Raw genomic sequence first — 12,301 nt, forward strand, 5'->3', positions numbered from 1 at the left:
GGAATCCGCCCCGCCTGACGACTCAACCAAGCCGGAAATCTCCACTTCCGACCGGGACTAATTCTGGTTCAGGGTCACAAGCCGGAAATCTCCACTTCCGACCGGGACTAATTCTGGTTCAGGGTCAACAGTTCAATGCAAAGAGCACGGCCATGAGGATCGTACTGGGTCCACGTCCCAACTGACGTCATGTCCCATTCGGGCATCCGGAGTCTGGCCGTCTGCAAGGTCACTGAGATCTGGATTGCCAACCGTTTTCGAAAACATGACGGCTGCCGCTTGAGCCGCGTTTAGAGCGCCAGTCGCATCGCCCAAGGCTTCGCACTCCCTGGCAATTAGCTGAAGTGTTGCGACCGCGTCACGGTACAGCGACAATCGTGTCTGTAGTTCAAGCGCTGAAGAAAATGCATCACGCGCCTCCTGAGGCAGCCGCCTTCCGGACAGGATGGTTCCGATTGCGACGAACGCAGAGATGAGGCGCGGCTCATCATTCAACATCGTGAAATGCGACTTCGCTTCTTCAAAGCAGGCAAGTGCTTCAGATCCCCGACCTGCTGCCGCCAGCGTGCGTCCGCGGCCATAGTGGGTCATTGCGACTCCGGCGTTCATTCCTGTTTCGACAAAAAGCCTTTCAGCGTCGTCCAGCATCGCGAGAGAACGTTCGACTGCACCCTCGTTCGACAGGGCATCTGCCAGGTTGAGAAGCGCGGCGGCTTCGTCATCCTTGCTTTGAACACCCTCTTGACGCGCTAACGATAGAGCATGCTCGTAGCATTCGATGGCGGACAGGTTATCCCCACGCTTTTCGTGCAACGTCCCCAGACGAAGAATGGTTTGGCCCATCCCCCGGATGTCACCCATCGCTTCGCGAAGATCCCGAGCTTCCACAAGGAGCAGTCTCGCCTTATCGTCGTGTGATTGATCGGAGTACAGGACGCTCAGGTTGTGAAGCGTTGCGGCGAGTCCTTCAAGATCACCGACCTGCCGACGAATCTCCCGCGAGCGCTCATGGCATTGCATCGCCTTGTCGATTCCGCCCATTTCTCGGTAGGACACAGCCATATTATTCAGCGCGGTGCCGATGTCCCTTGTCGCGTTGACCCGCGCGAACAACCGCACGGAACATTCCAATAGTTCCACGGCTTTTGCGTGTTGACCGATTTGCTGAAACACTTCGCCCATCCGGCCTAGCGTCACGGCTTGACCTCGAAGGTCGTTAGTGCGCCTGCGCAATTCCAGAGCCTCTTTGTACCACTGGATGGCACCCGCGTGATCCGCCATGAGAAAGCAAAGGAGGCCCGCATTCTGCGCGCCATTTCCCGCACCGCTCCAGTTCTCATCGCCTTTTCTAATGTCAATCGCCTGCAGTTGGCAAGCCAAAGCGTCGTGATAGTTTCGACTAGCGAAGTGGTGATCCGCTTGGGCTTCGAGCTCGGCAGCTTTTGCGTCGGACGGGCTTTTCACACTCATAGATGCTGTTTGCAAGATACACGCTCTGGACTGGCGGACATTGATAGCGCGCTGCCTCATTTCGAGGTATGGCATTCAATGCCGTGTTGGATGTAAGGGCATTGCCACTGCATTCGGGTCCGATATTGCAATAGGTTGATTTCATGGCAACGTTTGCGACACGAAATGGCGACGTGATAGGCGAACTGTTCGGTGTGTTTGTTCGTGCGGGCATTGGTTCGGACGGGGCTTGCCAGGCAGACGCGAGTCATGAGCGCCATCTCACGAGTGGCGACCATTGGGCCGTTCTCTCGTCCGAAATGCGTAGTTCTATCCGCTGCTCAACTATTACAACGAGACGAAGTCGGCGATGTCCAGGGCCGGACCGGGCTCGGGGGCGTCGCCGAAGGCGGCATCCGACCTGATCGCCCGGTTCGACGCGATCGAGAAGAACGCCATGTCGCCGTTCTTCAAGGGCGTGCTAGTGTTGTGAGTTAGAAATTCATTGAATAATGTGCTGCCTGTAGTACCGTGTAGTGAATGCCATGAACACGAAGAGAAGGCGATGAGCGGAAGACCCAAGGCGGAACTCGTGTTGAGCGAATCGGAGCGCGAGCAACTCACAGCGCTGACGATGCGCCGCAAGACAGCGCAGGCGGCGGCATTGCGAGCGCGGGTCGTGCTGGCCTGCGCCGATGGCATCGACAACAAGACGGTCGCGGCGAAACTGCGGGTCACCCAGAAAATGGTATCGAAGTGGCGTGCGTGCTACGTGGCGCATCGGCTCGATGGTTTGCTCGATGCGCCGCGTCCCGGTGCGCCCAGAACGATTGACGATACGCGTGTCGACGCCGTTATTGCAAAGACGCTCGAATCGGTACCTACGGGCGCAACGCACTGGAGTACGCGCACGATGGCTTGGGAGATGGAACTCTCGCAGACGGCCGTGTCGCGAATCTGGCGAGCCTTTGGTCTGCAGCCGCATCGGCAGGAGACCTTCAAACTCTAGAGCGATCCGCTGTTCGTTGACAAGGTTCGCGAAATCGTCGGCCTGTACCTTGCCACCCCTGAAGGCAATGGTGTTGGCGTGGATGAGAAGAGCCAGATCCAGGCGTTGGGGACCGCATTCAGCCCATACTGCCGTTGGCACCCGGCATTCCTGAGCGCCGCCTCATGACTATATGCGCCACGGCACCACCACGCTGTTCGCTGCACTGGACATTGCCACCGGCGAAGTCATCGGTGAATTGCATCGGCGCCATCGCAGCAGCGAATTCCTGCAGTTCCTGCGCATGATCAACGCCAGCGTGCCGGCCGAAATGGACGTGCATCTGGTGATGGAAAAATACGGTACGCACAAGACGCCTTCGATCAAAAACTGGTTCGCTCGTCATTGGCGCTTCCATGTTCACTTCACTCCGACTTCCGCGTCGTGGCTCGATCAGGTCGAACGCTGGTTCGCTACGCTCACCGAGAAGTACATTCGACGTGGCACGCATCGCTCGACACGGCAACTTGAAGAGGCGATCCGGCATTACCTCGATGTCTAAACGCGGATCCTCGGCCGTTCGCCTGGAGCAAATCGGCCGATGAAATTCTCGCCAGCCTCGAACGGTTTTGCTCGCGGAGCCTAAGAGTCTCGGAATAACCGCCATGAACATCGACACCGCTGCTATCGACGACGCCGTCCTCGCGCTCCTCTACTTGACCCTGCATGACCACAACCGTGCCTGGAAGAGCTTCGATCGGGACGCGCTTAACCGCCTTTATGAGCGCGGCCTCATCGGCGACCCCGTCAACAAAGCGAAATCCGTGATCTTTACTGAAAATGGGTTGCGAGAATCCCAACGCCTCTTCAAGCAGCATTTTGTCGCCGCTGGCAACAAAACAAATAATGAAACGAATTTATAACTCACGACACTAGTCAACAAGATCGCAAAATGGATGTCAGGTATCGAGGTCCTGTCGGGGAAGCAGGAGCATGCGAAGGTAGCCATGTACTTGTGCGCGAAGGCGGACATCGGCGAAGTGGATGGCTGTGTGTCGGAAATGGCTAGCGGCCTCTTGGTTCGCGACCGGGAAGTCCTCGCGCCGCTGCTCGCGGAGAAGAGCGACAAGGTCGCCGCGCAATCGGCCTAGCGCCTTACAGGCGCACCGACCTCGACCGCCACCGGAACGATCGCCCCAAGCGCGCTGAAGCCGAGGGCCGGCGAGGTGATTCCACTGCTTCTTCTCGTCGAGCGCCGTCGTGGTGAACGCGAGACTGAACGCGGCCCGGAAGCCGGTCGAATACGGAATGAAGCTCGACGAAACGACGGTCGGCCTCATCGCCGAACGCGTCGTGCACACGCTCGATGACGCGACGATCGACCGGCTCGCACGGCGTGCCGTGCGAAAGCCGGGCGAACGTGCATTGTCCGTTGCCGGTCGATCGGCGCTGCGCGAGGCACGTGTGCGTCCCACGCTCGTTGGGTTCCGCGACGCGCTGGCGGGCGCCGAACGCGCACCGCAGGCGCGGGCGCGGGCCGCCGCGTTCAAGTGCGTGCGCAAGCATTTGATCGAAGGCTCGGACGTGCTCGACGCGAACAAACTCGGCCGATGGCAAGCCGCACAACAACTCGTGGGAACGGCCGACAATCCAGCCCCTGGCGCTCGACGCGCTGCATGGCCTGCGTCATGAAGGCGACGGCATTGTCGGTAAGGCAGGCACGCGCATCGCATATCTGCGGGCAATCGGCAAGCTTGCGAGCATCCAGCCGGGTTTCAGCAGAGCTCCCGGCGACGCGATGAATCCGGACCACTGGGGCGATCTGGCAAGCAACCCGAAGGCATCGTTGGCGCCCACCGCGTTGCGGGCGCTGGGCTCACCGACGCGCAAGCGATATCCCATCCGGCGTTGCTTAAGGCATTGCGGGGCGCCACGGCAACAGTCCGATCTGCTATCTCATTGCGCTGGCGCGACGATGGCCTGCTTGCTGTTCCTGCTCGAAGCCAATACGCCGCGTGTCGCGCAACAGGCGGGGTTGCTCGTCGAGGTCGCGCAACGCAACAGACTGCCCGGACGGCGCAATATCGGACGCAGCATTCTGCTTTGGCTCCAGGCGACAGATGAAACGCACGGCGAGGCCGGGAAACATATCCGGGCTTGCGCTTCGCAATCTCGCGCGCAGCCGCGTGAGTATCATCGATCTTGTGATGATGGACCGATTTGCCGGCTCGGAACTGCATCTGGTCGGCGGCCCGGCATTGAACTGCCTGTTTGAATAGATGACCACGAATCCGCCGGACCGCGGACGCCGATGGCTGCTACCGGAAGCGTTGCGCGCACACACGGACGCGCCACATCCCGGCGTGCCCGCAGGCGACGGGGGGACGTTGCTCGACTAAGCAACGCAGGAAGCCCGCATCGCTGCTCGAGCGCTGGATCGCGGCGACTATCGAATAGATCGCCAGTCACGTGGGGCCATAGGCGGTTCCGCGGCGCCTGCCCCTGCGTCAGTTCGACCGCATCCGCTGCACGATAATCCGGACCTGGGCCGCGTAGCGGTCACGTTCCGCAGGAGTTTGCGAATGGTATGCGCCGACCGCCTTCCACGTATTTCCGTACTTGAGCATCATCTTGCGCAGGTGCCATGCGGCGATATAGATGCTCGCGCAAGGATCCATCAACGTGTGCGACGTGATGCCGTATGTCGACAGCGCCGGCAAGTGGATCGAGTTGATCTGCATCAGGCCGTAGTCGATCGACCCGTTGGTGTTGACGCGCATCGCATTGACGTTGTCGTGCGATTCCTGCCACGCGAGCGCGCGCAGAATCGTTTCGTTGACGTGCTGATAGGCGGCAGCTTCGGCAAAGCATTCGGCATGGGCGACAGGCGTCAGATACGGCAGCAGCGCCAGAAGCGCGATCGCTCGGATGACCATGGGTTCGATCGTCGGGAGTGTGAGACGTCCATCATGCTCGTACGATACGACCGGGTGAGGGGGGGTACATGCGAATTCACGGCACGCTTCGCGAATTCATCGCGCCATTGCACATGATTTCGCATGCGCGCCGGGCGTCAAGCCGCACAGACGCGATCATCGGTACTAGATGCGCGGGATCGAGGTCAGCGTGACGGCCCGCACCTGCAGGCAGCTGGCCACCTTGCCGCTCGTGTAGCGCGTAGCTTTGGGCCCCGAAATGTTCCCGATTCGCGGCACTGTCCGGCGTGCGTAGCGTGGTGCCATCCATGGCCCACAAGCAACGCCCTTGAACGCGTGCGTACGGTCGATCATCGTTTTGTGCTCAGCAGGCCTGCCTTGCCGAGCGCTCCGGACAAAAAATCATTCTCCAGGGTCAACTGGCCGATCTTGGCATGCAGCGCCTTCAGATCTACCGGCGGCTGGCTTGATGACGTGCCAGCAGTGCCGAACACGTCCGCCGCGCGTTCCTGCAACTGCCGCTTCCATTCCGTAATCTGGTTCGGGTGCACATCGAACTGTTGTGCCAGCTCAGCCAGCGTCCGCTCGCCTTTGACCGCTGCCAGCGCCACTTTTGCTTTGAACGCCGCTAAGTGCGTCCGTCGGGTTCTCTTCGTCATCTTCGGGGTTCCTTTGCCGGCATTATCGCCGGCTCAGGCCCCGACCGTTCCACTGATCCCACTGTCCGATTTTGCGCGGCCACCTCTGATGCCGATTGAGACGTTAGAGGAAGTGCGCGATGGTGGTGGCAAGGCAAAAAAGACGCCGTGGTTACATGGCTCAATCGCGCAGACGTGTACGAGACGCTTGTTTTGCAAGAAGAGGCAGACCCGGAAATCGTGAATTCTGTCATAGCGAAGGGCTACGCTCCTGATTTCGACGTAACGGAGCTTGAAGAAGTCGGGAGGGATTCATTCCTGATCGCGTACACGGTAACCGACCCTGGTCACCGCGTCGTCGTGTCGATCGAGGTGTCGGCGCCAGCCAAAAAGCGGGCAAATCGCCGGGTGCCGGACGTGTGCCGCGACAATGGTGTTTCTGTCTGCAACACCTTCACAATGTTGAGGGAGTTTGGCTTTACGACTGCGTGGATCAAGCCGACAGCATAGTCGCGCGCGGGCTTGTTCAGCCCACTCCATCCATTCGCTGACGCTGCATTTTGCAAGCAAGACAATTTGGTGCTGTATGATCGATCGACGAATGCGTTGAGCCATTGGCGCGCGACTGCTGACGCGCAACATCGAATCGCAGCAGCTCGAGGGCGCGATCATTGCGAACCTGCTGAACCGGTGGAATTCGTTCAGCAGGCCTGTTTGCGTCAAAAATGTATAGTTGCGTACGCACCAAACGGGGGGTCTACCCTGCTGAACAAAGCCCACGTAGTTCGGCTTCGGTGCGCTTGCGCGGCTCACCCGTTTTCAGTCTTGCCTTGTAAGGCATTAAAGCTCGCCTGTCGGTTAGATCACTGGGCACCGGACCCACGGTCGCTGCGCAAGGCCCCTGATGAACAAAGCCCATGGCGGCGTAACCCGATCGATTACACACTCCAATCACGCTCGATCGCCCGACGACCGAACAAATTGATAATACTCGAGTGGGTCAGTTCACGTCGAGCCGCTCTTTGGTTTTGAATTTATTCCGCGGGAGTGCCGCGAAACTGCCAGCGGCGGGCGGCCGGGCTGCGTCGCCGGAACTCGACTGCGATCCCGCGTCGCGGCGCCTCGGCGACGAACGCATCGAGCAGTTCGAGCACGTCGTGATCGATGTAGTCGGCGCGCGTTGCATCGATGATCACCGCGGCCCGGTCGGGAATGTGCCGCAGGTGATGCTTGACCTGGACCTTGCCGAGAAACGACACGTCCTTGCGGAACGACAGCAGGAAGTGGTCATCGTGCTGTGCGAGCGTGACGGGGCTCTTCAGGTTCGCGACGGCGACCGCCAGCACGCTGCAGGCAAGGCCGAGCGCGATGCCGAACAGCAGGTCGACCGCGAGCACGCCGGCAATCGTCGCGGCGAACGGCACGAACGCGGCCGGCCCCTGTTTCATCACCGAGCGGAACAGCGCCGGTTTCGCGAGCTTGAAGCCGGTATGGATCAGGATCGCGGCCAGGCTCGCGAGCGGGATCAGGTTGATCAGGCCGGTGAGCGCGAACACGCTCGCGAGCAGCAGCATCCCGTGCACGATCGCCGACATCCGGCTTTGCGCGCCCGCATTGACGTTCACCGAGCTGCGCACGATCACCGACGTGATCGGCAACCCGCCGACCGCGCCCGCGACGAGATTGCCGACACCCTGGGCCTTGAGTTCGCGGTCGGGCTGGGTCGGCCGGCGCTTCGGGTCGATCTGCTCGACCGCTTCGAGGCTCAGCAGCGTCTCGAGGCTCGCGACGACCGCGAGCGTGATCGCGACACGCCACACGTCCGGCTTGACGAGCTGCGCGAAGTTCGGGCCGAGCTCCGCATGCTTGAGCGATGCCGCGAAGGCCGCGAACGATCCGAGTTCGGGGAGCGTCACGCGATGGGCGGCCCCCGGCGCGACCGACGGTGCGACGACGCTCAGCACGAGCGTGGCGCCGATACCCAGTACGACCACCGCGAGCGGGGCCGGCACCGAGCGCACCAGCGCGAAGCGGCGCAGTGCGGGCGTATCCCACGCGACCAGCAGCGCGAGCGAGGCGAGCGCGATGGCCGTCGCGGCCCACGCGACCGGCAGGCCCGGCCAGTTAGCAAACGATTGCGCGGCCGAGCCGCCGATACCGAACGCGAACGGAATCTGCTTCACGATCAGCAGCAGGCCGATCGCAGCGAGCATGCCCTTGATGACGGGCGACGGTACGTAGGCGGCGAAGCGGCCGGCGCGCAGCATGCCGAACCCGAACTGCAGTACGCCGGACAGCAGTACCGCGAGCAGGAACGCGGAAAAGCTGCCGAGTTGTGCGATCCCTTCGACGACGATCACGACGAGGCCGGCGGCCGGCCCGCTGACGGACAGCGACGAGCCGCTCAGCAGCGCGACGACGATGCCGCCGACGATCCCGGACACGAGCCCGGCGAACGGTTCGACGCCGGATGCATTGGCGATGCCGAGACACAGCGGCAGCGCGACGAGGAAAACGACGATGCCGGCGACGATGTCGCGCGGCAGGGTGGACAGGCGCTCGTTCAGTTTCATGGTTGGGGCGATTTCATTGGCTTGGGGGCGGGGTAGGTCAGCCGAGCGCGCCGGCCGTCGCGGCCTGCACGGGTTCGACGTCGACGGTCGGCGTGGTGTAGCCGGAATCGAGTTCCTGCAGGCGTCCGTCGGCGAGCGAAAAGATCCAGCCGTGCACGAGCGGTGGCCGTTCGCGGCCCTGCACGATCGGGGACGCGCGTAGCAGCCGCACCTGTTCGAGCACGTTGAGTTCGGCGAGGCGGTCGGCGGCGGCCGTGTCGTCGAGCCCGTCCAGCGCGTCGCGATGGCGCCGCGCGAGCGCGCAGAGCGGCGCGATGCGGCGCGCGACGTGCGGCAGGTCGGACGGCGGCGGCAGCAGCGATGCACGTACGCCGCCGCACCCGTAGTGCCCGCACACGATCACGTGGTCGACCTGCAGCACGCGCACCGCGTACTCGAGCACGCTGGCGGAATTGTCGTCGTCGGGATGGAACAGGTTTGCGATGTTGCGATGGACGAACAGCTCGCCGGGCGCGCAGTGCGTGATGGTTTCGGCCGGCACGCGGCTGTCGGCGCAGCCGATCCACAGCACGCGCGGATTCTGGCCGCGCGCGAGCGCGTCGAAGAAGCCGGGCGTGTATTCGCGCGTTTCGCGGGCCCAGGCGATGTTGGCAGCCAGCATGCTCTTAGGGCGCTTCATGAATGCTTCCATTACAGAATGGAGGTGGAATATGTAGATTCGAAGATGCTATAAATAGGATGTTTATTTATTGAATTTTATTTAATTAAATTTAAATAACTGCAATCCATATCAATAATGGATGGTTGTTATGGTTTTAATTTGGCAATGGCGATTAAATGTTTTGGAAAGCGAAGCGGCGTGGCGTTGTTGCATGGAGGCGGAGCGGTGTGCAATGCGTCCCCTTTCCCCACGGACTGCGCGGCACGGACTTTTTTCAGCAGGGTAGACACGCAGTCTATTGCGTACACAACTATATATATTTGACGCAAACAGGCCTGCTGAACGAATTCCACCGGTTCAGCGAGTACGCCCTCGCGCTGCTGCGATTCGATGTTGCGCGTCAATGCATCGCTTGATTCGCGAGATCTGCGACTCGACCAGCGCGCGCTGGCCATGCCCGTATTTGTTGCGGAACGCATGGATGCCCTTGTCCTTGATGCACCGAACGAGATGGTTGTGCCAGCGCGTCGCCGGTTGATTGTGAACGAACGCATTGGCCGGTGGTTGAATCACCGGCAGCACGCCACGGGTTGACTACGCCTCGAACAGCGCGGATTTCTCCTGCGCTTCTCGCAACTGCGTCTCCAACTCCTTGAGGCGCTGCTCCGGTGTGAGCGGCTTCGAATCTTGCTTCGGCATGGTGGAACCTGATCGCGCACGACCGGATGGATCGGCCCAATCCTGAAAGCCTTGCTTACGTAACCATACCAGCACCGTCGAGCGGCCCCGAATGCCGTAGCGTCGCTGCGCCTCTTTGTAAGCCAGATCGCCTTTTTCAACTTGGTCAACCACCGACAGCTTAAAAGCCAGGCTGTAGTCCCGCTGCGTCCACTTGATCCCTTGCTCCACTTGGCACCTCTTCGTTTCCGCGAAAAAGTGTCAACCTATTTCAGGACGGGTCAGCGGTGCCAATCTGGCCGCGCTCGAAGCGCTCAACGCCGAGCGGGAGACCCCGATCAAGGTCCGGCAGAACAAATACCTGAACAACCTCGTCCAGCAGGACCATCGCGCCATCAAACGCATCATTCGGTCGATTCAAGAATTTCCGGTACGCACGCATCATCCTATCGAGCATCAAGAGGGTCAGACGAAAGGCGACAACATCGGTTGTTCTATTCGCATATAAATTAAGCCATCCTGATAATTTGGAATCGCGTCCTCCCTGCCATTCCTATCGCGACAGAAACTAGCGGTAATCATTCGATCAGGCTGAGTTGATCTCGGTGTCGCGTCCGACCGTATATCGGACGCTTTCCTGAAATGACACAATTTAATCGTATTGCCTGCGCACCCACGCAGCTTGAGCGCGGATCTCGGCGATATCCTGCGGGTGGGTCAGAGTGTTTGCCGCAATCGCCTGTTCGGCTGTTGCACCGGCACGTACCGCATTTGACGCCCGGGCCCAGGTCACCCCATCCGCTCGTGGGCCACCGCTCGCAGCGACCTGCGCCGCTTGAGCACGGATCTCGGCGATGTCCTGCGGGTGGGTCAGGGTGTTTGCTGCAATCGCCTGTTCGGCTGTTGCGCCGGCACGTACCGCATTTGACGCCCGGACCCAGGTTACCCCATCCGCTCGTGGGCCACTGCTCGCAGCGACTTGCGCCGCTTGCGCGCGGATCTCGGCGATGTCTTGCGGGTGGGTTAGAGTGTTTGCTGCAATCGCCTGTTCGGCTGTTGCACCGGCACGTACTGCATTTGACGCCCGGGCCCAGGCCACACCATCCGCTCGCTGGCCACCGCTCGCAGCGACCTGTGCAGCTTGAGCGCGGATCTCGGCGATGTCCTGCGGATGGGTCAGTATGTTTGCCGCAATCGCCTGTTCGGCTGTTGCACCGGCACGTACCGCATTTGACGCCCGAGCCCAGATCTCCCCATCAGCTCGTGGGCCACCGCTCGCAGCGACCTGCGCCGCTTGAGTGTAGATCTCGGCGATGTCCTGCGGGTGGGTCAGGATGTTTGCTGCAATCGACTGTTCGGCTGTTGCGCCGGCACGTACCGCATTTGACGCTCGGGCCCTGGTCCTCGTATCTGCTCGTGGGCCACCGCTCGCGGCTACCCAAGCCGCTTCAGCGCGGATCTCGGCGATGTCCTGCGAGTGGGTCAGGGTGTTTGCCGCAATGGCCTGTTCGGCTGTTGCGCCGGCACGTACCGCAATTGATGCTCGGGCTCTGGTCCCAGCATCCGCTCGTGAGCCACCGGCGATCGTCACATTGGTTTGTTGCGATAGTGATCGATTCGCGGCAGGATTCTCGTCCCCGGATGAGTAGACGAACGACGAACCACCATGGTCGTGGGAGGTAGACATGACTTAGTCCAGAAAATGTGAGCCAATCTCTATTAGTCTCATTACGGCACTCGTTTCGCTCTTTTTGAACCGAATTACGCGACCAAAAAGCGAAGAGAGGGCGTCGCTCTTTCATCGGGGCAACATCGCGCTGAAAAAACACTGCCATTTTCGCTGAAAGTCACAGCCCGCCATGGTCGTCGATAAGCTGCGCGAGCAGTTGTAACGTATTGACCCACTCGCTCGCGATATTGCCGCGGTAGAGCGAAGGTTGTTGGTGTGAAAGCGCAAAGACGAGGTCACCAAACAACTCGTGACTATCCGCGGCGTTGGGTGAGGTTGGTCGGAACGCGTGGACGCCGACGGGTTAAGCGGCGACCTGATTCAGGTAGTATCGCTGCGTGAATGTTACAGTTGACTGAACCGCGCCAGGAATCGTGGAGGGTTAATGCAGGCACTTCAGTAGCATTTCAGAATTGCCTGTAGTAGTTTGACTCAGCCTCAGCAGGCAGGATATAGCCGAGCGATTCCATCAGCCGATGATGGTTGTACCAAGCCACCCATTCCAGCGTTGCCAGTTCGACGGATTCCCTCGTTTTCCAAGGGGCGCGCCGATGAATCAGTTCCGTCTTGTGCAGGCCGTTGATTGTTTCAGCCAGCGCATTGTCGTAGCTGTCGCCCCGGCTGCCAACCGACGGCTCGATACCAGCCT

General features: G+C 60.6%; 13 protein-coding genes and 5 pseudogenes. 8 read left to right on the top strand and 10 right to left on the bottom strand.

Annotation, left to right across the window (positions count from 1 at the left end; genetic code table 11):
* Window positions 1–132 precede the first annotated feature (132 nt).
* Complete coding sequence (locus BDI24065_RS40060) at window positions 133–1,470, bottom strand: tetratricopeptide repeat protein (RefSeq protein ID WP_175035829.1); 1,338 nt, start codon at window positions 1,468–1,470, stop codon at window positions 133–135.
* Between the two features lie 349 nt (window positions 1,471–1,819).
* On the opposite strand from BDI24065_RS40060, the gene BDI24065_RS41445 reads away from it, so the two are divergent.
* The 6 genes and pseudogenes from BDI24065_RS41445 (at window position 1,820) to BDI24065_RS40085 (ending at window position 4,712) form a co-directional block, all read left to right on the top strand.
* A complete protein-coding gene (locus tag BDI24065_RS41445) occupies window positions 1,820–1,942 on the top strand; it encodes a hypothetical protein (RefSeq protein WP_302479488.1) in 123 nt (40 codons plus the stop codon).
* A 72-nt stretch (window positions 1,943–2,014) separates the two neighbouring features.
* Window positions 2,015–3,097 (top strand): annotated as a pseudogene (locus tag BDI24065_RS40065) (IS630 family transposase).
* A 5-nt stretch (window positions 3,098–3,102) separates the two neighbouring features.
* Window positions 3,103–3,360, top strand: coding sequence for a DUF6429 family protein (locus tag BDI24065_RS40070; RefSeq protein WP_175035830.1), 258 nt, complete (start codon window positions 3,103–3,105; stop codon window positions 3,358–3,360).
* A 33-nt stretch (window positions 3,361–3,393) separates the two neighbouring features.
* Window positions 3,394–3,588 (top strand): hypothetical protein, encoded by a 195-nt coding sequence (locus tag BDI24065_RS40075; protein WP_175035831.1) that lies wholly within the window; start codon window positions 3,394–3,396, stop codon window positions 3,586–3,588.
* 157 nt (window positions 3,589–3,745) lie between these two features.
* Complete coding sequence (locus BDI24065_RS40080) at window positions 3,746–4,129, top strand: hypothetical protein (protein ID WP_175035832.1); 384 nt, start codon at window positions 3,746–3,748, stop codon at window positions 4,127–4,129.
* A gap of 292 nt (window positions 4,130–4,421) precedes the next feature.
* Window positions 4,422–4,712, top strand: a complete 291-nt coding sequence (locus tag BDI24065_RS40085; protein WP_175035833.1) for a hypothetical protein — start codon at window positions 4,422–4,424, stop codon at window positions 4,710–4,712.
* Window positions 4,713–4,944: 232 nt separating this feature from the next.
* Here the strand turns inward: BDI24065_RS40085 and BDI24065_RS40090 are convergent, their stop codons facing one another.
* The 3 genes and pseudogenes from BDI24065_RS40090 to BDI24065_RS40095 form a co-directional block, all read right to left on the bottom strand.
* Window positions 4,945–5,373: a lytic transglycosylase domain-containing protein gene (locus BDI24065_RS40090; RefSeq protein WP_175035834.1), complete on the bottom strand. Its 429-nt coding sequence runs from the start codon at window positions 5,371–5,373 to the stop codon at window positions 4,945–4,947.
* Window positions 5,374–5,509: 136 nt separating this feature from the next.
* Window positions 5,510–5,712: pseudogene (locus BDI24065_RS41290) on the bottom strand (IS4 family transposase); the annotation flags it as partial.
* Window positions 5,710–6,032, bottom strand: a pseudogene (locus BDI24065_RS40095) (transposase); the annotation flags it as partial. The pseudogenes BDI24065_RS41290 and BDI24065_RS40095, both read right to left, overlap by 3 nt.
* 174 nt (window positions 6,033–6,206) lie before the next feature.
* On the opposite strand from BDI24065_RS40095, the gene BDI24065_RS40100 reads away from it, so the two are divergent.
* On the top strand, window positions 6,207–6,521 hold the full coding sequence (locus BDI24065_RS40100) for a DUF4411 family protein (protein WP_254609958.1): 315 nt from the start codon (window positions 6,207–6,209) through the stop codon (window positions 6,519–6,521).
* Between the two features lie 524 nt (window positions 6,522–7,045).
* On the opposite strand, the gene BDI24065_RS40105 is transcribed toward BDI24065_RS40100, so the two are convergent.
* From BDI24065_RS40105 to BDI24065_RS40115, 3 genes and pseudogenes are all read right to left on the bottom strand, one after another.
* Window positions 7,046–8,584, bottom strand: a complete 1,539-nt coding sequence (locus BDI24065_RS40105; protein WP_175035835.1) for a SulP family inorganic anion transporter — start codon at window positions 8,582–8,584, stop codon at window positions 7,046–7,048.
* Window positions 8,585–8,621: 37 nt separating this feature from the next.
* The gene (locus BDI24065_RS40110) at window positions 8,622–9,263 is read right to left on the bottom strand and encodes a carbonic anhydrase (protein WP_175035836.1); all 642 of its coding nucleotides are present in this window, start codon (window positions 9,261–9,263) and stop codon (window positions 8,622–8,624) included.
* 579 nt (window positions 9,264–9,842) lie between these two features.
* A pseudogene (locus BDI24065_RS40115) lies at window positions 9,843–10,154 on the bottom strand (IS3 family transposase); the annotation flags it as partial.
* Window positions 10,155–10,206: 52 nt separating this feature from the next.
* Between BDI24065_RS40115 and BDI24065_RS40120 the strand changes: the two are divergent.
* Window positions 10,207–10,384, top strand: a pseudogene (locus BDI24065_RS40120) (IS6 family transposase); the annotation flags it as partial.
* Window positions 10,385–10,575: 191 nt separating this feature from the next.
* On the opposite strand, the gene BDI24065_RS40125 reads toward BDI24065_RS40120, so the two are convergent.
* The 3 genes from BDI24065_RS40125 to BDI24065_RS40130 all read right to left on the bottom strand — a co-directional run.
* Window positions 10,576–11,610, bottom strand: a complete 1,035-nt coding sequence (locus tag BDI24065_RS40125; RefSeq protein WP_175035837.1) for a hypothetical protein — start codon at window positions 11,608–11,610, stop codon at window positions 10,576–10,578.
* A 160-nt stretch (window positions 11,611–11,770) separates the two neighbouring features.
* Window positions 11,771–11,899 (bottom strand): hypothetical protein, encoded by a 129-nt coding sequence (locus BDI24065_RS41450; RefSeq protein ID WP_302479489.1) that lies wholly within the window; start codon window positions 11,897–11,899, stop codon window positions 11,771–11,773.
* A 160-nt stretch (window positions 11,900–12,059) separates the two neighbouring features.
* On the bottom strand, window positions 12,060–12,301 hold a 242-nt coding region (locus BDI24065_RS40130; protein WP_175035838.1), incomplete at its 5' end, for an integrase core domain-containing protein.

The sequence above is a fragment of the Burkholderia lata genome (genome assembly GCF_902499025.1).
Taxonomy (GTDB): Bacteria; Pseudomonadota; Gammaproteobacteria; order Burkholderiales; family Burkholderiaceae; genus Burkholderia; species Burkholderia lata_C.

Bases quoted from the DNA above. Each gene is read 5' to 3' on its own strand.
- BDI24065_RS40060 (WP_175035829.1), bottom strand. From the start codon at position 1,470: ATGAGTGTGAAAAGCCCGTCCGACGCAAAAGCTGCCGAGCTCGAAGCC.
- BDI24065_RS41445 (WP_302479488.1), top strand. From the start codon at position 1,820: ATGTCCAGGGCCGGACCGGGCTCGGGGGCGTCGCCGAAGGCGGCATCC.
- BDI24065_RS40070 (WP_175035830.1), top strand. From the start codon at position 3,103: ATGAACATCGACACCGCTGCTATCGACGACGCCGTCCTCGCGCTCCTC.
- BDI24065_RS40075 (WP_175035831.1), top strand. From the start codon at position 3,394: ATGTCAGGTATCGAGGTCCTGTCGGGGAAGCAGGAGCATGCGAAGGTA.
- BDI24065_RS40080 (WP_175035832.1), top strand. From the start codon at position 3,746: ATGAAGCTCGACGAAACGACGGTCGGCCTCATCGCCGAACGCGTCGTG.
- BDI24065_RS40090 (WP_175035834.1), bottom strand. From the start codon at position 5,373: ATGGTCATCCGAGCGATCGCGCTTCTGGCGCTGCTGCCGTATCTGACG.
- BDI24065_RS40105 (WP_175035835.1), bottom strand. From the start codon at position 8,584: ATGAAACTGAACGAGCGCCTGTCCACCCTGCCGCGCGACATCGTCGCC.
- BDI24065_RS40110 (WP_175035836.1), bottom strand. From the start codon at position 9,263: ATGAAGCGCCCTAAGAGCATGCTGGCTGCCAACATCGCCTGGGCCCGC.
- BDI24065_RS40125 (WP_175035837.1), bottom strand. From the start codon at position 11,610: ATGTCTACCTCCCACGACCATGGTGGTTCGTCGTTCGTCTACTCATCC.